At 38.5% G+C, this 17,930-nt stretch carries 17 protein-coding genes; 13 read left to right on the top strand and 4 right to left on the bottom strand.

Annotated features, from left to right (window positions below):
- Positions 1–9 precede the first annotated feature (9 nt).
- The 9 genes from DBR40_RS09340 (at position 10) to dacB (ending at position 9,625) form a co-directional block, all read left to right on the top strand.
- Positions 10–1,467, top strand: coding sequence for a Gfo/Idh/MocA family protein (locus DBR40_RS09340; RefSeq protein WP_124559487.1), 1,458 nt, complete (start codon positions 10–12; stop codon positions 1,465–1,467).
- A 52-nt stretch (positions 1,468–1,519) separates the two neighbouring features.
- A complete protein-coding gene (locus tag DBR40_RS09335) occupies positions 1,520–2,200 on the top strand; it encodes a DUF1080 domain-containing protein (protein WP_124559486.1) in 681 nt (226 codons plus the stop codon).
- A gap of 153 nt (positions 2,201–2,353) precedes the next feature.
- On the top strand, positions 2,354–3,595 hold the full coding sequence (locus DBR40_RS09330) for a nucleoside permease (RefSeq protein ID WP_124559485.1): 1,242 nt from the start codon (positions 2,354–2,356) through the stop codon (positions 3,593–3,595).
- Position 3,596: 1 nt separating this feature from the next.
- Positions 3,597–4,487 carry a hydroxypyruvate isomerase family protein gene (locus DBR40_RS09325; protein ID WP_124559484.1) on the top strand — a complete coding sequence of 297 codons (891 nt, stop codon included), beginning with the start codon at positions 3,597–3,599 and terminating at the stop codon, positions 4,485–4,487.
- 9 nt (positions 4,488–4,496) lie between these two features.
- Positions 4,497–5,372: a sugar phosphate isomerase/epimerase family protein gene (locus DBR40_RS09320; RefSeq protein ID WP_124559483.1), complete on the top strand. Its 876-nt coding sequence runs from the start codon at positions 4,497–4,499 to the stop codon at positions 5,370–5,372.
- A gap of 11 nt (positions 5,373–5,383) precedes the next feature.
- The gene (locus DBR40_RS09315; RefSeq protein ID WP_124559482.1) at positions 5,384–6,253 is read left to right on the top strand and encodes a sugar phosphate isomerase/epimerase family protein; all 870 of its coding nucleotides are present in this window, start codon (positions 5,384–5,386) and stop codon (positions 6,251–6,253) included.
- Between the two features lie 235 nt (positions 6,254–6,488).
- Entirely contained in the window at positions 6,489–7,478 is a 990-nt protein-coding gene (locus tag DBR40_RS09310) for an aspartate-semialdehyde dehydrogenase (RefSeq protein WP_124559481.1), read from the top strand.
- 39 nt (positions 7,479–7,517) lie between these two features.
- Positions 7,518–8,135 carry a CDP-alcohol phosphatidyltransferase family protein gene (locus DBR40_RS09305; RefSeq protein ID WP_233603841.1) on the top strand — a complete coding sequence of 206 codons (618 nt, stop codon included), beginning with the start codon at positions 7,518–7,520 and terminating at the stop codon, positions 8,133–8,135.
- Positions 8,136–8,215: 80 nt separating this feature from the next.
- The gene (dacB, locus tag DBR40_RS09300; protein ID WP_124559480.1) at positions 8,216–9,625 is read left to right on the top strand and encodes a D-alanyl-D-alanine carboxypeptidase/D-alanyl-D-alanine-endopeptidase; all 1,410 of its coding nucleotides are present in this window, start codon (positions 8,216–8,218) and stop codon (positions 9,623–9,625) included.
- A 117-nt stretch (positions 9,626–9,742) separates the two neighbouring features.
- Here dacB and DBR40_RS09295 read toward each other — a convergent pair whose 3' ends face one another.
- A complete protein-coding gene (locus tag DBR40_RS09295; RefSeq protein WP_124559479.1) occupies positions 9,743–10,873 on the bottom strand; it encodes a hypothetical protein in 1,131 nt (376 codons plus the stop codon).
- Positions 10,873–11,505 (bottom strand): ATP-binding cassette domain-containing protein, encoded by a 633-nt coding sequence (locus DBR40_RS09290; protein WP_124559478.1) that lies wholly within the window; start codon positions 11,503–11,505, stop codon positions 10,873–10,875. Before DBR40_RS09290 ends, DBR40_RS09295 begins: the two co-directional genes overlap by 1 nt.
- A 75-nt stretch (positions 11,506–11,580) precedes the next feature.
- Here DBR40_RS09290 and DBR40_RS09285 point away from each other — a divergent pair, with 75 nt between their 5' ends.
- The 4 genes from DBR40_RS09285 (at position 11,581) to DBR40_RS09270 (ending at position 15,082) form a co-directional block, all read left to right on the top strand.
- A complete protein-coding gene (locus DBR40_RS09285) occupies positions 11,581–12,102 on the top strand; it encodes a GNAT family N-acetyltransferase (RefSeq protein ID WP_124559477.1) in 522 nt (173 codons plus the stop codon).
- Positions 12,103–12,164: 62 nt separating this feature from the next.
- Positions 12,165–13,013, top strand: a complete 849-nt coding sequence (locus DBR40_RS09280; protein ID WP_124559476.1) for a DUF2911 domain-containing protein — start codon at positions 12,165–12,167, stop codon at positions 13,011–13,013.
- Positions 13,014–13,295: 282 nt separating this feature from the next.
- Positions 13,296–14,591: a phosphopyruvate hydratase gene (gene eno / locus DBR40_RS09275; RefSeq protein ID WP_124559475.1), complete on the top strand. Its 1,296-nt coding sequence runs from the start codon at positions 13,296–13,298 to the stop codon at positions 14,589–14,591.
- Positions 14,592–14,782: 191 nt separating this feature from the next.
- Positions 14,783–15,082: an FtsB family cell division protein gene (locus tag DBR40_RS09270; protein ID WP_025145767.1), complete on the top strand. Its 300-nt coding sequence runs from the start codon at positions 14,783–14,785 to the stop codon at positions 15,080–15,082.
- 138 nt (positions 15,083–15,220) lie between these two features.
- Here DBR40_RS09270 and DBR40_RS09265 read toward each other — a convergent pair whose 3' ends face one another.
- Positions 15,221–15,841: a trimeric intracellular cation channel family protein gene (locus DBR40_RS09265; protein WP_124559474.1), complete on the bottom strand. Its 621-nt coding sequence runs from the start codon at positions 15,839–15,841 to the stop codon at positions 15,221–15,223.
- On the bottom strand, positions 15,828–17,912 hold the full coding sequence (locus DBR40_RS09260; protein ID WP_124559473.1) for a hypothetical protein: 2,085 nt from the start codon (positions 17,910–17,912) through the stop codon (positions 15,828–15,830). The genes DBR40_RS09265 and DBR40_RS09260 overlap by 14 nt, the downstream gene beginning before the upstream one ends.
- Positions 17,913–17,930: the final 18 nt, after the last annotated feature.

Here is a 17,930-nt window from a genome sequence, read left to right as displayed (position 1 = left end):
TTACCTCATATGAAAACAGAGCAAGAAAATAAAACCACGAGTAACCGTCGTGATTTTATTAAAACAACAGCAATCGCTGCCGCTGCATTTATGATCGTTCCGCGCCACGTTTTGGGCGGTCCGGGTTATTTGGCACCAAGCGACCGCTTATTGGTTGCCGGTATCGGTGTTGGCGGAAAAGGCCAAAGCGATTTAGATATGTTTTACAAAAGCGGAAAAGCAGATATTGCCTTTCTATGTGATGTAGACGATCGCCGGGCCGCCAACAGTGTAAAAGCTTTTCCTAAAGCCAAATACTATAAAGACTGGCGCGAAATGCTGGATAAGGAGCATAAAAACTTCGATGCTGTCTCTGTTTCCACTCCCGATCATAACCATGCTATCCAGGCTTTGGCAGCCATGCAACTGGGTAAACATGTGTATGTTCAAAAACCATTAACACACGATATTTACGAGGCCCGCATTTTAACTGCAGCTGCGAAAAAATATCAGGTGGTTACACAAATGGGTAATCAAGGTGCATCAAACGATGGGCCGCGCCAAATGAAAGAATGGTACGAAGCTGGTTTAATTGGCGATGTACATACCGTTTACGCATGGACAAACCGTCCGGTGTGGCCTCAGGGTATTCCGTGGCCAAGCCAAAAGGCCGAAATTCCGAAAGAATTAGATTGGAATTTATGGCTGGGAACTGCCCCTGAAAAAGATTTTGTTGATAAACTGGTTCCTTTTAACTGGCGTGGCTGGTGGGATTACGGAACAGGTGCATTGGGCGATATGGGTTGTCACTTAATCGAAGCTCCTTTTAGTGTATTAAATTTAAAATATGCCAAAGAAGTTGAGGCTAGTGTAGGCTCTGTATATGTGGATGAATTTAAACGCGGTTATTTCCCTGAGAGTTGTCCTCCATCAAGCCATGTTACCTTAAAATTCCCAAAAACAAATAAAACCAAAGGCGATGTAACCTTACATTGGATGGATGGTGGTATTCAGCCAGAGCGTCCTGAAGAATTAGAAGCAAACGAAACTTTTGGCGACGGTGGTAACGGTACTTTATTTATCGGTACCAAAGGTAAAATGATGTCTGAAACTTACAGTGCCAACCCTAAGTTATTGCCTTTAAGCAGAAATAACGACATTAAGGTTAAGCCTAAATATGCGCGTGTGCCCGATGGCGCCAATGGCCACTATAAACAATGGGTAGAAGCAGCAATTGCAGGTTATGGTAAGCAAGAAGTAAGCTCTCCTTTCGAAATTGCCGGTCCGTTAACCGAAGCTTTATTAATGGCCAATCTGGCAATCAGAAGCTTCGATATTCAGAAAACCGTAAATGGTAAGGTTACTTACCCGGGCAGATACACCAAAATGCTTTGGGATAACGACAACATGAAGGTAACCAACTTTGATGAAGCCAACCAGTTCGTAAAACGCGAATATCGCAAGGGCTGGAATAATTTAACACTTTAATAATCACAAACCTCATAGGCTTTCTAAACCTATGAGGTTTAATAAAAAAAATATGAAAAAAATAATCTTTTCTGCTTGTATCTTATTGGCAGTTACACAAATATCAAAAGCTCAAAAAGGCTTTAAACCGTTGTTTGATGGTAAAACTACAACCGGCTGGCACACCTATAACAAAACTACTGTAGGCAGCGCCTGGCAGGTACAAGACGGTGCACTGCATTTAGATTTAGCAACCAAAGGAAAAGATGGTGGCGGCGATTTAGTTACCGATAAAGAATATGGCGATTACCATTTAAAATATGAGTGGAAAGTTGCACCAAAAGCAAACAGCGGACTTATCTTTTATGTACACGAGGAGCCTAAATACCATGCAACCTATTCAACAGGTTTAGAAATGCAGGTAATTGATAACGACGGCCACCCTGATGGTAAAATTACCAAACACCGTGCAGGTGATTTGTACGATCTGGTAAAAAGTTCTTCAGAGCCAGTAAAAGCTGTTGGCGAATGGAATAAAGCTGAAATTATTAGTAAAAAAGGTAAATTAACCTTAATATTAAACGGTGTTGAAGTGGTAAAAACTACCCTTTGGGATGATAGCTGGAAAAACCTTGTAGCAGGCAGTAAATTTGCTACATGGGAAAACTGGGGTACTTTCAAAACCGGTAAAATTGCATTGCAAGATCATGGCGATGAAGTTTGGTACAAAAACATCTCTATAAAAGAACTTTAAATAAGGAAAATGTAAGAGGGAAAATGTATGATGTGAATTATACATTTTCCCTCTTAACAAATCCAGTTCAAATATTATAAACAGTAAGATGTGTTTTAGGAAACCTTTCCATTATCCATCTTACCTTAACCATTTTACACAATTACTGACCAAATGAATAACACTACTCGCTTTAAACTCTCTGCCATGATGTTCCTGGAATTTTTTATCTGGGGCGCCTGGTTTGTTACCCTGGGTACTTTCTTAGGAAATAATTTAAAAGCTTCAGGTGCCGAAACCGGAGCTGTATTTTCTACTCAATCATGGGGCGCTATTATTGCCCCTTTCATTGTTGGTTTAATTGCCGACAGATATTTTAACGCCGAGCGCATTTTAGGTGTTTTACACATTGTTGGCGCCATATTAATGTATCAGATGTACAACGCAACCGATGTAAGCGTGTTCTATCCTTACGTTTTGGGTTACATGATCCTTTTCATGCCTACTCTTGCCCTAGTAAACTCTGTTTCTTTTAATCAAATGAACGATCCTGAGAAAGAATTTTCTTCTATCCGTATCTGGGGTACCATTGGTTGGATTGCAGCGGGCTTATTAATCAGTTACTTTTTCCACTGGGATTCAAAAGAAGGTACCGAAGCAGGTTTGTTGAAAAACACTTTCCTTATGGCAGGTATTGTTTCTTTAGTATTAGGATTATTCAGTTTCACTTTACCTAAAACGCCACCTAAGGTTTCATCTGATGAAAAAATTACCATTTCTGATGTATTGGGTCTTGATGCCTTAAAACTATTAAAAGACAGAAACTTCCTGATTTTCTTTATCTCCTCTATATTAATCTGTATTCCACTGGCATTTTATTACCAGAATGCAAACCCGTTCCTTTCTAATATCGGAGTTGATAATCCAACTGGTAAAATGACTATTGGTCAGGCTTCAGAAGTACTCTTCCTATTATTTATACCTGTATTTTTTAAACGTTTCGGTTTTAAAATGACCATCTTGGTAGGCATGCTGGCCTGGGCAGTACGTTATGCCCTGTTTGCATATGGAAACGCCGGCGAACTAAGCTTCATGTTAATTTTAGGTATTGCCTTACACGGGGTATGCTACGATTTCTTCTTTGTTTCTGGCCAGATTTATACCAACTCTAAAGCGGGTGAAAGATTTAAAAGCTCTGCTCAGGGCTTAATTACTTTGGCGACTTACGGTGTGGGTATGTTGATTGGTTTTGCAGTTGCCGGAAAAATATCTGATGCCTATAAAGCAGTAGATGGTACTATGGACTGGAAAATGATCTGGATTATCCCTGCTGGTATCGCCTTGGTTGTATTTTTGCTTTTCGCATTAATATTTAACGATAAAACCAAATCAGAAGTAGAAGCTAAAACTGTTTAATATGGCCTCAAACATAAATAGGAGAAATGCATTAAAGAATATCGTTGCAGGTACTGCTGCAATAGGTGTTTCTTCAGGACTATCAGCCCTTGCAATGGATAAATCAGAATCAAAAGAGCCGTTTAGGCTAAAAGGAAATATTAACCATGCGGTATGTCGCTGGTGTTTTAGTAGCTTCGATGTAGAAGCACTTTGCATCGAAGCAAAAAAAATTGGCATTAAAGGGATTGACTTAGTTGGTCCGAAAGACTGGCCTACCTTAAAAAAGCACGGTTTAGAATCGACAATGTGCAACGGTGCCGAAATTAACCTTGTTGACGGTTTCAACGATGAAAAATTTCACGAAAAGCTCATCAAAAACTATACTGAAATGATTCCTCTTGTAGCGGCAGCCGGTTACAAAAACCTGATTTGCTTTAGTGGTAACCGCCGTGGCAAAGACGATGAAACCGGATGGAACAATTGTGTAAAAGGCCTTAAACAGTTAATCCCTTTGGCAGAAAAACACAATGTTGTACTGGTAATGGAGCTTTTAAACAGCAAATTAAACCATAAAGATTACCAATGTGATAGAACCTCGTGGGGTGCTGAACTTTGCAAACGTCTAGGTTCAGAAAACTTCAAATTGCTTTACGATATTTATCACATGCAGATTGATGAAGGCGATGTAATCAGAAACATCAGGGATTATCACCAGTACATTGCGCATTATCATACCGCAGGTGTTCCGGGCCGTAATGAAATAGATGATACCCAGGAATTGTATTACCCTGCCATTATGAAAGCCATTGCCGAAACCGGCTTTAAAGGTTTCGTTGCACAAGAATTTATACCTAAACAAGCAGATAAAATGGCTTCATTGAAAAAGGCTGTTGCTATCTGCGATATTTAATCTTACGTTATGATATCAAGAAGAAATTTTATAATAAACAGCAGCATGGCTGCAGCCGCAGCACTTTTGGTTCCATCATTCGTTTTTGCTGCTGCCGATAAAAGAGCGGTTGGCTTGCAGCTGTACTCTTTAAGAGATGAATTACCAAAAGATGTAAAAGGAACAATCGCAAAAATTGCAAAAGCTGGCTTCAAAGAAGTAGAAACCTATGGTTTTTCTATCAAAGATCAGTTTTGGGGTTTAACACCTGCACAATTTAAAAAACTGCTTGATGATAATGGATTAAAAGCTCCTAGTGGTCATTATGGTTTAGGCAGTTATTTAAACGATGGCAACACCACCGAGTTAAAAGCAGCCATTGCAGCAGCTAAAGTACTTAAAAGCGAGTATGTAACCATTCCCTGGTTAGATTCGGGTATCAGAAAAAATGCCGAAGATTACAAGAAAATTGCGGCAAGAATAAACGAAGCAGGTAAAATGTGTAAAGCAGCCGGTATCCGTTTGGCTTACCATAACCACAATTTCGAATTTGAGAAAATTGGTGATACTACTGGTTACGAAATTTTATTAAAAGGTACCGATAAAAAATTAGTCGATTTCGAACTTGATTTGTATTGGGTGGTACGCTCAGGAAACGATCCTATAAAATTGTTTAAAGAAAACCCAGGTCGTTTTACCATGTGGCATGTTAAAGATATGGATAAAGCCAACCCGGCCCTAAATGCTGAGGTAGGTACTGGTGCCATTAATTTTAAACCGATTTTTGCCCAGGCAAAACTTTCGGGCATGAAACATTTCTTTGTAGAGCACGAAACCAATTACAAACCAAACCCAATGGCCTCTGTTGCAGCTAGCTGCGCTTATATTAAAAAGGAAATTATTTAATCTTTTAAGAGATGAATTCAAGAAGAACATTCTTAAAACAAGCAGGATTAGCTGCCGGAGCAGCATTACTGATCCCCTCTTTCGCATTCGATAAACCGAAGAAAAATATTGGTTTACAACTTTATACCTTGCGCGATGAATTACCAAAAGATGTAAAAGGTGTTATCGAAAAGGTAGCACAAGCCGGATACAAAGAAGTAGAAACCTATGGTTTCTCTAACGGTAAATTCTGGGGTTTAACACCAAAAGAATTTAAAGCCCTGTTAGATGCAAACGGCTTAAAAGCACCAAGCGGCCACTACGGTATGGACGATTTTGTAAGAACCGGAAAAACCGACAAATTAAAAGCCGATATCGAATCATCGGCAGCTATTGGTGGTAAATATTTTACCATCGCAGGGGCACATGTTGATACCAGCAAAGGCGCAGACGGTTTCAAAAAAACTGCCGAAAACTTTAACAAGGTTGCCGAAATTGCCAAAGCATCTGGCTTAAAATTTGCCTACCACAACCACAATTTCGAATTTAAAAAAATAGGCGACATTACCGGTTATGATGTTTATTTAAGCGAAACCGACAAAAACCTGGTTAATTTCGAAATGGATTTGTACTGGGTAGTACGCTCGGGTAACGATCCCCTGGCTTTGTTTAAAAAATATCCTGGCCGTTTCCCAATGTGGCACGTAAAAGATATGGATAAAACCAAACGAGAGTGGAATACCGAAGTTGGAAATGGTTCAATTGATTTTAAAACCATCTTTGCCCAAGCCAAACTTTCGGGTATGCAGCATTTCTTTGTTGAGCACGAAACCAATTACAAACCCGATCCAATCGGTTCTATCAAAACAAGTTGCGATTATATAAAAGCAAATTTGGTATAGTTTACTAAAACCCCGCAGATCTAAAACCTGCGGGGTTTTCTTTTCTCTGTGGAGTCCTAAGAAACGGTCTTCTGCATTTAATTATATTTTCTTCAAAAAATCACATTACTTATTGAAAAAATAATATTTCTGCCATTAAAAGCAAATTAAATTGGTAACAATAGGGATATAAGCTTAATTTTTAGCATATTTGGGCTTACATCAAATGTTTAATAAAATATAATTAAAATTTAAAATGAAAGTAGCAGTAGTAGGTGCCACCGGTTTGGTAGGCACTGTCATGTTAAAAGTATTGGAGGAAAGAAATTTCCCTTTAACAGAGTTAATTCCCGTAGCATCTGAGAAGAGTGTTGGTAAGGAAATTACTTTTAAGGGTAAGAAGTTCCCAATTGTTAGCATGGATACCGCTATTGGCATGAAACCAGATATCGCTTTATTTTCTGCTGGCGGAAGCACCTCTTTAGAGCATGCACCACGCTTTAAAGAAGCCGGAACTACAGTAATCGATAACTCTTCTGCATGGAGAATGGACCCAACCATTAAATTGGTAGTGCCAGAGGTTAATGCCCACGAGCTTTCTATCGATAATAAAATTATTGCCAACCCTAACTGTTCTACCATTCAAATGGTAGTGGTTTTAAAACCTTTGCACGATAAATATAAAATCAAACGTGTAGTGGTTTCAACTTACCAATCGGTTACCGGAACTGGCGTAAAAGCTGTAGAGCAGTTAATGAACGAACGTAAAGGCGTTGATGGCCCTAAAGCTTATCCATACGAAATCGATTTAAACGTACTTCCTCATATTGATGTTTTCACTGAAAACGGATATACCAAAGAAGAAATTAAAATGATTAAGGAAACGAACAAAATCATGAGCGACGACAGCATTAAAGTTACCGCTACAACCGTTCGTATCCCAGTAATGGGAGGTCACTCAGAATCGGTAAATATCGAGTTCGAAAACGATTTCGATTTAGCTGAAGTACGCAGTATTTTAGAAAAAGCGCCAGGTGTAATCGTTGTAGATGACGTGGCGAATTTAAAATACCCGATGCCAAAAGATGCACACGAAAAAGATGAGGTTTTTGTCGGCCGTATCCGCAGAGATGAATCGGCTCCTAAAGCGTTAAACCTTTGGATTGTTGCTGATAACCTGCGCAAAGGTGCTGCAACCAATGCAGTTCAAATTGCCGAATACCTGATTCAAAAAGAATTGGTTTAATCAATATTACAGGCCCCGATCAACAATCGGGGCTTTTTTATGCTCGCTCCATTCATGAAAAATATTCCCATTGCCTTAATTTACTCGCGGCTGCTAATTGGTTTTACAATTGTTTTACTCAGTATTTTTCAGGTAACCCACTACACCGTTCTAGCCATCATATTATTATCAGTTGGTTTGCTCACCGATGTTTTTGATGGAATTATTGCACGCAAACTGAATATATCTACCGAAAAATTAAGGCGCCTGGATTCCAGCATCGATCAGATATTTTTTATTTCAGTTGCCGTAGCCACCTACATTCAATGCCCCGTTTTTTTCAAATCCAACCTGGCAAAACTGATCGTTCTAGGTGCTTTTGAGCTTTCAACCTATGTATTAAGCTATATCAAATTCAAAAAAGAAATTGCTACACACTCTATTGGCGCTAAAATCTGGACATTAATCCTATTTGCTACACTGGTCGAAATAATGGTCCATTGTGAGCCTATTGTGCTATTTGAGCTTTGCCTATGGATTGGACTGGCCACAAGATTAGAAATACTGGCAATTGTGTTTACCCTTAAAAAATGGATCAACGATGTACCCACTATTTATCATGCGGTAAAACTCAGACAAGGGAAAGAAATTAAACGCAATAAGTTATTCAACGGATAATATTTGTAAAGATGTTATCATAACAACACTCACTTTTTAATTAGTTTTATCTTTGGCAACCTCCAACAGATAAAACACCTATGCGATTAAGAATATTTTCACTACTCCTTATACTTTTTACCACAAATCTTGTCATTGCACAAAACAGGATTCAAAACCTCGAAAAAGCTTTCAACAACCTGTTAAATGATGAGCAGGCTAAACATGCTCTATTATCACTTTGTGTTTTGGATGCCAATACAGGAAAAACGCTATTTGCAAGGAATGAGCAGATTGGCTTGGCCACTGCCTCAACACTAAAAACCATTACTGCAGCCACAGCTTTCAGCATTTTAGGGAAAGATTTTCAGTTTCAAACTACACTGGCTTACACTGGTACCATTACAGCCGATGGGACATTAAAAGGAAACCTGATCATTATCGGCAGTGGTGACCCAACTTTGGGTTCGTGGCGCTACCAGAATAAAGAAAACGCCGTATTAAGCCAATGGGTTTCGGCCATAAAATCGACTGGCATTAAAAAAATTGAAGGTGCCGTAATTGGTGATGATCGTATTTTTGGCACACAAACTACTCCTGAAGGCTGGGTTTGGCAAGATATAGGCAACTACTACGGCGCAGGCACTTCGGGCCTGGCCTGGCGCGAGAATCAGTTCGATATCCATCTTAAACCCGGCAGCGGCACAACCGAAGAAGTAAAAATTGTAAAAACTGTTCCAGCTACTCCTTATGTTCAAATTGTAAATGAGTTGAAAACGGGTCCCTCTGGTACAGGTGACAGAAGTTACGCTTTCCTGCCCCCGTACGGCAATGTAGCCTACCTCCGTGGCAGCTGGGGAATGGGAATTGGTAAAACTGGTATTTCCGTGGCATTACCCGATCCTGCTTTTGATTGCGCTTACCGTTTGCAAGACACGCTAAAAAGGCTCGGCATAAGCACCGATCAGCAAGCTACCACAACCCGCTTAATGGTCTTAAACAAGCAGTCCATTCCGTCAGTAAAGCAAAAAATAAGCACTGTCAGCTCTCCTACCCTGAGCGAAATTACTTACTGGTTTTTAAAGAAAAGCATTAACCTGTACGGCGAAAGTTTATTAAAAACCATTGCCTTAAAATCAGGGAAAGAAGCCAGCACCGCTAAAGGAGCCGAAGCCGAAATAGCTTTTTGGGTTAATAAAGGCATCGAAAAGTCGGCGCTTAACATTATTGATGGCAGCGGACTTTCGCCAGGCGACAGGATTACCACTGCAGCCATGGCAAATGTTTTGTTCCAGGCACAAAAAGAAAGTTGGTTTGCCGATTATTACAAAGCTTTTCCTGAATATAACGGCATGAAAATTAAAAGTGGTACAATAAACGATGTTTCGGCATTTGCTGGTTACCATACCGATGCGGCCGGAAATAAATATATTGTTGTAATCAACATCAATAATTATAGTGGAAGCGGCATTAATAAAAAGTTATTCAAGGTGTTAGATGAATTGAAATAAGTTACTGTTTACGATTTAAATAAAAGTGCAGTCGTCACATCCCGATAGATCTCTCCGTACCGCTGAGCAATTAGGTGGTTCTCGACTGCATTGCACCCCGCTCAAAATGAATATTTTTTAAATACCTAGACAATTGTCATTCAAGTAATTTTTACGAAATATCACCCAGGCTGCAATAATATTTAAAGGGATTAATACTAAGCCTAAACCAAAAATGATAAATACATAAAAAAGCATAAACAGGCAGAAAATACCTGTTAAAAATCTTTTAACCCGTATCCTATCCGCTAAAAGTAAACTTCTAAATAAAAGAATAGCCGAAAAAGCAAACAAGATTAGTTTGAGTGAAGTTAACGACCCAAACCGGGTAAACATCCAACAAATTTCGGGCAATAATAAAACGAGATAGTTTAAGCAGAAGCCCAAAAACACCTTTACCCTACTAAAAGGAAAATTCGGAAGAAAGGATAAATAGCGGCAATTAAAAATTTTCTCCTGATAAATGAGTACACCATGAGCTATAACAATGCAGGAGGTAATGAGCATCAGTAATTTGAAATTATCTTCCAGATCAGAAAAAAGGATAAAAACACTCGAAATCAAAATCCAAGAGAGTATTTTGGTTAGTACGTAAGCTAGCTTTGATCGGTTAAAAACCTGAAAAGTATATAATAAAAACACAGGTTTATTCCATTTCCGACTTATCCTGATCAACCAATTGGGTTTATTAGCTTCGAGTAAACGGTTACTTTCTTTTAAGCACACATAAGCAGCGCCCAAAACCAAGAGCAACTGAAAGACTAAGATCCCAATAGAAATAAGATAATAACCAAACACCAACCCAATAACGATGGCATACAAAGTATAACACAATATTGGTATAAAAATACTCGCCTGTACTACGCACCAGGCAATAAATTGGTGTTTTTTTGAACATGAAGTAAAACTATAATACAAAAATTCCTGCTGAGGCAGAGCAAGCTGACTAAACACATATTTTAAGCTTTTATAGGCATAAATTGAGCTTGCAATAATGTAAAAAGCCATGATTAATGGATTACTTACCAAACTAATAGTAAAGAAAAACTGCCAGAAATCAATCTGATCCAGCATAACAGTCCCTAAGGTATTTATGAACAAACAGTAACTGATCACCATTACGAAAACAAATACCAGCATACCTGCATGGGTACGGTAAAACCCATCTACAAATATTTTTCTTACAGCAAGGTTCGAAGACAGAAACATTAAAAGTTCAAGGTTAATTTTTTATTCTCAATACTAATCTGTTTAAGTCCGGGCAATTTTAAATTATCAAATGGTTGATGTGACGACAAGAGAAAACTGATCCTCTCTTTCTCATGTTTTTCTTTTATCCAACGGTATAATACTTCAAGGGATTCTGTATCTATCGTATTTAAAGGTTCGTCCAGCAAAATCAATTTTGGTTTCCCAAGAAAAGCCAGCACAAGCGAAAGCTTTTTGAGCATACCACTAGAATAGGAACCTAATGGATTATTGATATATTCAGTCATTCCTATTTCCGCAACCAGGATCTCCGCATGATCAACAGCGGCGCCTTTTGCTTTTGCAAAAAGATTGATCATCTCTGCTCCACTTAAAAATTCTGGGAACAATGGCTCTGCGGCAGCAAAATTCACCAATTTCCTATACGGAACACCATGATTTTTTAAATAGACGGGACCTACTGCAATGTCCCCCTTAAAAGATAATATTCCTGCAATTGCCTTCAACAAGGTACTTTTTCCGGTGCCATTGCTTCCTTTTATCCAAAAAATGCCTTCTGGAATCTTAATATTATCTATCTTTAAAACAAGACTATCGAAATAAGACTTTTCAAATTGATTGAAATGTAACATAAAACCATTTTATTTCTGACTTTAGTTTTCTTGAAAAGTTACAAACAGATCATAGCTTGATAAAACAGTACATGAATGCAACTAATTTTACGCCCTTACCAACCCTCTGATGTTGAAAGCCTGGTTAAGCACGCCAATAACTTTAACATTTCGAAATACTTAACCAATAAATTCCCCTTTCCTTATGAGAAAAAGGATGGAGAGGCTTTTATTCAACTGGCATTAAGTCATAATCCTTTACAAATTAAAGCCATTGTTGTTAACGGAGAAGTAATCGGATCAATAGGTGTGCACCAACTGACTGATCTTTACAGTAAAAGTGCAGAAATGGGCTATTGGATTGCAGAACCCTACTGGGGAAAAGGGATTATGCCAATTGCTGTAAAAGAAATGCTGAAATACGGCTTTACTACCTTTGATATCAACCGGATTTTCGCCCGCACTTCCCACACCAACCTGGCTTCGCAACAGGTACTGAAAAAAGCAGGTTTTATTTTTGAAGCAGAGTTGAAATCAACCATTTTTAAATACGGAGAATATTTCGATGAACGAATTTTTGGTTTTCGCAAACAACAGCTTACTGCGCCAAACTATTAAAAGATTTTGCCAAAAACCAAAGCTTAATGTGTAAATTAGCATAAACCAAAAACAACAAAACCATGAAATTATTTAAAAAATCTATAGCACTGTTTATTGTGCTATTGGGCGCAGCAAATTTAGCAGACGCACAAGGTTTAAAAATACCTCAACCCAGTAGCGGACAAACCATTACCCAGGATTTTGGATTGGGTAAAATAACTTTAACCTATTCACGTCCGGACGTAAAAGGGCGTAAAATTTTTGGCGGTATGGAACCATTAGGCGTAGTTTGGCGTACAGGAGCCAACTCGGCTACCCGGATTAAATTTACGGAAGATGTTAAAATTGAAGGCAAAGATTTACCTGCAGGCGAATATGGTCTTTTTAGTATCCCAGGTGAAAAAGAATGGACAGTTATTTTCAATAAAATAGCCGACCAGTGGGGTGCATACACATATAAAGAAAGTGATGATATTTTACGCGTAACAGTAAAAACAATTGCGTTAAAAGATAAAGTTGAAACGCTTACCATGCAATTTAGCGATGTTACAGAAACTGCTGCCAAATTAAATTTAATGTGGGAGAAAAGTGCTTTTACAGTCAATATGACAACTAGCATTGACGAAAAGGTAATGGCCAATATTGCCGAGGCCATGAAAGGCGAAAAGAAACCCTATTTTGCTGCCGCACAATACTACTACCAAAATGGTAAAGATTTAAAAACAGCTTTAGAATGGATGACAGAAGCAGAAAAATCTGATATGAAGGCGCCATGGTTTAAACTGTGGAAAGGCCGTATCCAATTAAAAATGGGCGATAAAGCTGGTGCAACGGCTAGCGCACAACAAGGCATTGAAGCTGCAAAAGCACAAAATATTGATGAATATGTGCGTTTAAACACTGAATTATTAGGTCAGGCAAAAAAATAAAAAGTCGTCGTTTCGACCGCAGTGGAGAAATCTATGAGTGCCATATCATGGTCTTAGATTTCTCCATTTTATTATATTTTGGTTGAGACGAGACATCAATTGGATATAAATAATGTCCAATATTAACTTAAAATTAACCACTCATTAATTTGAACAACTCCCCTAACATTAACGCTCAAAACGCTTTATTTATTTAAAAATTATACTAACTTTGATGTTGCGCTTAGTAATTGTACTTTGTACACTAAGCAGGTTAAGAAATCAACAAAAAATTAAAATAAAATGAGCATAATTGTTAATGTCCATGCGAGACAAATCCTCGATTCAAGAGGAAATCCAACAGTAGAAGTAGAAGTTGCAACGGAAGCAGGTGCATTTGGCCGTGCTGCAGTACCAAGTGGTGCATCAACCGGACAATATGAAGCTGTTGAATTACGCGATGGAGATAAATCTACATATTTAGGTAAAGGCGTTTTAAAAGCAGTTGAAAATGTAAATACTAAAATTGCTGATGCATTAAGAGGTATTGATGTTTTTGAACAAAACACAATTGACAAACTTATGTTAGACCTTGATGGTACCGAAAACAAAGGTAACTTAGGTGCTAATGCTATTTTAGGTGTTTCTTTAGCTGTAGCCAAAGCTGCTGCTGATGAAATTGGCCAACCTTTATACCGTTATATTGGCGGTGTAAATGCAAACACTTTACCTATCCCGATGATGAACATCATCAATGGCGGTTCTCACTCTGATGCCCCTATTGCATTCCAGGAATTTATGATTATGCCAGTTGGCGCACCTTCTTTCTCTGAAGCATTACGTTGGGGAACTGAAGTTTTCCATAGCTTGAAAAAAATTCTTCACGATAGAGGTTTATCTACAGCTGTAGGTGATGAAGGTGGTTTTGCACCAACTTTCGATGGTACTGAAGATGCAATTGAAACGGTATTAAAAGCAATTGAAACTGCAGGTTACAAACCAGGTTCGCAAATTTGTTTAGCTTTAGATTGTGCTTCATCTGAGTTCTACAAAGATGGTAAATACGATTATACTAAATTTGAAGGTGCTACAGGTGTAATTCGTACCAGCGAAGAGCAGGCACAATACTTAGCAGATTTATCAGCTAAATATCCAATCATCTCTATTGAAGATGGTATGGACGAAAACGACTGGACTGGCTGGAAAAGCTTAACTGATAAAGTTGGCGACCGTGTCCAATTGGTTGGTGACGATTTATTTGTAACTAACGTAACCCGTTTACAACGTGGTATCGACGAAGATACTGCTAACTCTATCTTGGTAAAAGTTAACCAAATTGGTTCTTTAACCGAAACTATCAATGCAGTAACTTTAGCACAAAACAGTGGTTATACTTCGGTAATGAGTCACCGTTCTGGCGAAACTGAAGATGTTACCATTGCTGATTTAGCTGTTGCATTAAACTGCGGACAGATCAAAACCGGTTCGGCTTCACGTTCGGACAGGATTGCAAAATACAATCAATTATTACGTATTGAAGAAGAATTGGGCGAAAACGCACGTTTCATCGGTTCAAAATTCAAATACGCTAAAAAATAATCCATTATCCATTGAGGCGGGTTTAAACCATCCGCAATGATGCAATAATGTTAACAAGTTGAAAAACTTATTTGTGAAACATCCGGAGATTTTAAATCTTCGGATGTTTTTATTTTAATACTATATTTGTTGTGCAAACCTTACAGGTTTTTGAAACCTGCAAGGTTTAAATAACGGCTTTTGAGAAAATTATGAAACGTTTAATAGACCTTTTCCGCAATAAATATTTCCTTGCAACGGTTGCTTTTGCTATGTGGATGCTGTTTTTCGATAAAAACGATATGATGTCGCAGTACGAGTACCGCAGCCAGGCCAATAAATTGCAGGAAGAAAAAGAGTATTTCGAGAAAGAAACCGCCCAGGTTAAAAAGGATTTAAACGAGCTAAATACCAATTTAAATACCGCCGAAAAATTTGCCCGCGAAAAATACTTCATGAAGAAAGACAATGAAGATGTTTTTGTGATTATTCAGGAAGAAAAGAAGGACTAGTTAGCAGTTTTCAATTCTCACTTCACAGTTGGCAATTTGTGGTTAACAATTTAACCATCCAGCAATTAGAACAATTCAATCAGCAGGTTGAATATGCAGTTAACCAGTTTAAACAATTTATACAGTCAACCTTTCTATCTAATACTCAAACTTAGGCAAAGAAAGCTTAAACCTTACTGCTACTATACGCAAAATAAAAATGAAAGCCACAACAGAAAGCTTTGCTACCACACTCTCTACATTTAATTGCACCAGTAAAAAGTAAAGCAAACCGCCAAATATGCAAGCCGTAGCATAAATTTCTCGTCTGAATACTAATGGTATGGTATTAAGAAGCGTATCTCTGATAATACCGCCGAAACAACCGGTAATCGTACCTAATGCAATGCAAATACCTGGATTTAAACCAAAAGCAATACCTTTTAGTAAACCAACCATTGTAAATAGCCCAAGACCTAAACTATCAAACAAAAACAATGTAATTTTCATTTTCTGCACATGGGTTTTAAAAAACATGGTAGCCAGTGCTGTAAATAAAATAATCAGACAAGTTTGCATATCGCGCATCCATGCAACAGGTGTATCGCCTATTAATAAATCGCGAACAGTACCACCACCAATTGCCGTAACAAATGCTATAATGAGCACCCCGAACGGATCCAGCTTGCGTTGCATAGCAGTAAAAGTACCTGATATTGCGAAGGCAATGGTTCCCAGCACCTCAATAATTTCGGAAGTAGAAATGTTATAGTTCTCCATTGCGTTTACGTAAAAACCATTCGGTACCAAACAAAATCAAAATCAGGCCGAACAGCCATTTCATGTTAATCAGTTCATCGTATTTGCGGTCTTCGTAGCTAATCGTTTTTATATTTTCGTTTTTAAGAATTTCATCGGCTATTTTCAGCAGATTGGCAGGCATAAAAAGCTTTCCGTTGCTTTGCTTAGCAATGGTATTCAATAGCTGGTGATTGGCAGTTGTTTGCTGATATTCGGCAATTAACGCATTGATGTAAAAACTACCGACAGCATTGAATTTCTTTCCGCCTAATGTTGTATTGGCTACATACGAATAGTTTCCTGCGGGCATGGGACCAGCATCGAGCTGATAGGCATTTTCAGTTTTAGAAAAGGTATAATTGAAAACCTTACCAGTTTCATTTTTAACCTGCAAATTCACTTCAGGCTCATTTACGGCCTGATAACTGTCGTTATAAAGTGTGGCATTAAACTGTATGTTCTCATTTTCATCATATGCAGCTTTAGATGTAAACACTTTAAACCTTCGTTTATCATCTTTAACCGAAAGGTATTGAACGGTTTTGGAGATCAGATCATTTAAAACCGACTGCGGGGCTTCATTTTCGGCCTCCGAAAGTTTCCAGCGCCATAAGCCCTCTCCCATCAAATACCCGGCTTTTAATCCGTTTTCGTTCGTAAAAAACAATAAGGGCTGCTGCGTGCTTACTTTACCAATCCGCTGGTTAAAAACAGCTGTGGCACCTGCATTAACAGTTAGCCGGCCAAATGGGCTAAGCAATGGATCGAAAGTAGAGAATTGTTTCTGATCGGCCGCTGTTAGGTTAAAACTTGTAAAACCATTGGCAAAATCGGGATAAACTTCTTGTACCGAACCATTGGCCGAGCCCAGGTTAACCTGACTTTGAAGCTGGTTAAATGCAGTTATATTACTCTGTCCACCTAAAATATACAAAATGGGTTTCTTAACCAATTTGAGCTTTTGTAAGAAGCTGGCAGATAAGTTCTGTAGATCGGGTAATTGATACAGTACAATTAAATCGAATTTAGAAGGGTCTGTAGCGCTTAAATCATCGGCAAGCACCAGTTTAGCCTCATAGTGTTTGTTAAGTGAAATAGCCTCCTTTAAAACACCAAGATCGGGATGTGGGGCAGCAGCAGCCAATAATACTTTTTGCCTTCCATCGATAACCTCCACATAAAAGCTCTGGCTGTTATTACGGATGGTCATTTCGTTAGGTAAGCTACCCAGCTGCACGGTATATTTTTGCACACCTATTTTACCTGCATGCAATTTAACCGGAATTGTTTTCACAAAGGAATTTCCGCTGATAGCGATGTTTTGCTGTTCAATTTTACTCCCATTCTGAGCTACCGTTAGGCTGGTATTTTCGCCATTGCTCTGAAAAGCCTGCACCTGAACTTCAACCGTAAAATCATCATCCAGGTACACTATATTATTGTAGTTCACATTTGAGATCAACACGTCGCGTTTCGGAACACTATCGCCCAGTGCAACCGTATAAACCGGCGCATTAATTTGGTTAATGCTATACAGTGGATTGCCACCGTGGTTAAAAATACCATCTGTAGCCAAAATAACAGCACCTATGTTCCTGTTGGTATATTCGTCTTGTACCTTACGAAAAAACGCTGCAGCATCGGTTAATTTGCCCTGATTTTTGAAATCTAAACCATCTGCAACCTGATCTGAAAAGTGATAGCTTTTTACTTCATACTTATCAGATAGTTTATCCTGCAGTGCTTTCAGGTTTTGCTCATACTGTTTTTCATCAAAACCTGCAGCTTTAACCTGCCTTACCGAAAGCGAATTATCTTGCCCGATAATGATTACGGGTTTATCGAGCGTATAATTCAAGGTTTTAATTAGTGGGGCAAACAAAAGCCAGGCAATAGCTGTAACCACCAAAATCCTTAATACCGTGAGGGTGTATTGAAGCTTTTTATCCAGGTTTTTATTGTTTCTATACAGTAACCAGGCATATAATATACCCAGCGCCAAACAACCGAGAAAGGACAAAACAGAAGTACCTGAAAAAAAGCTATTCATATTGCATAAAGATGGTAA

Origin of the sequence: Pedobacter sp. KBW01 (assembly GCF_003852395.1) — a bacterium.
Lineage (GTDB): Bacteria > Bacteroidota > Bacteroidia > Sphingobacteriales > Sphingobacteriaceae > Pedobacter.
This window is presented reverse-complemented; position numbering and strand designations above follow the sequence as displayed.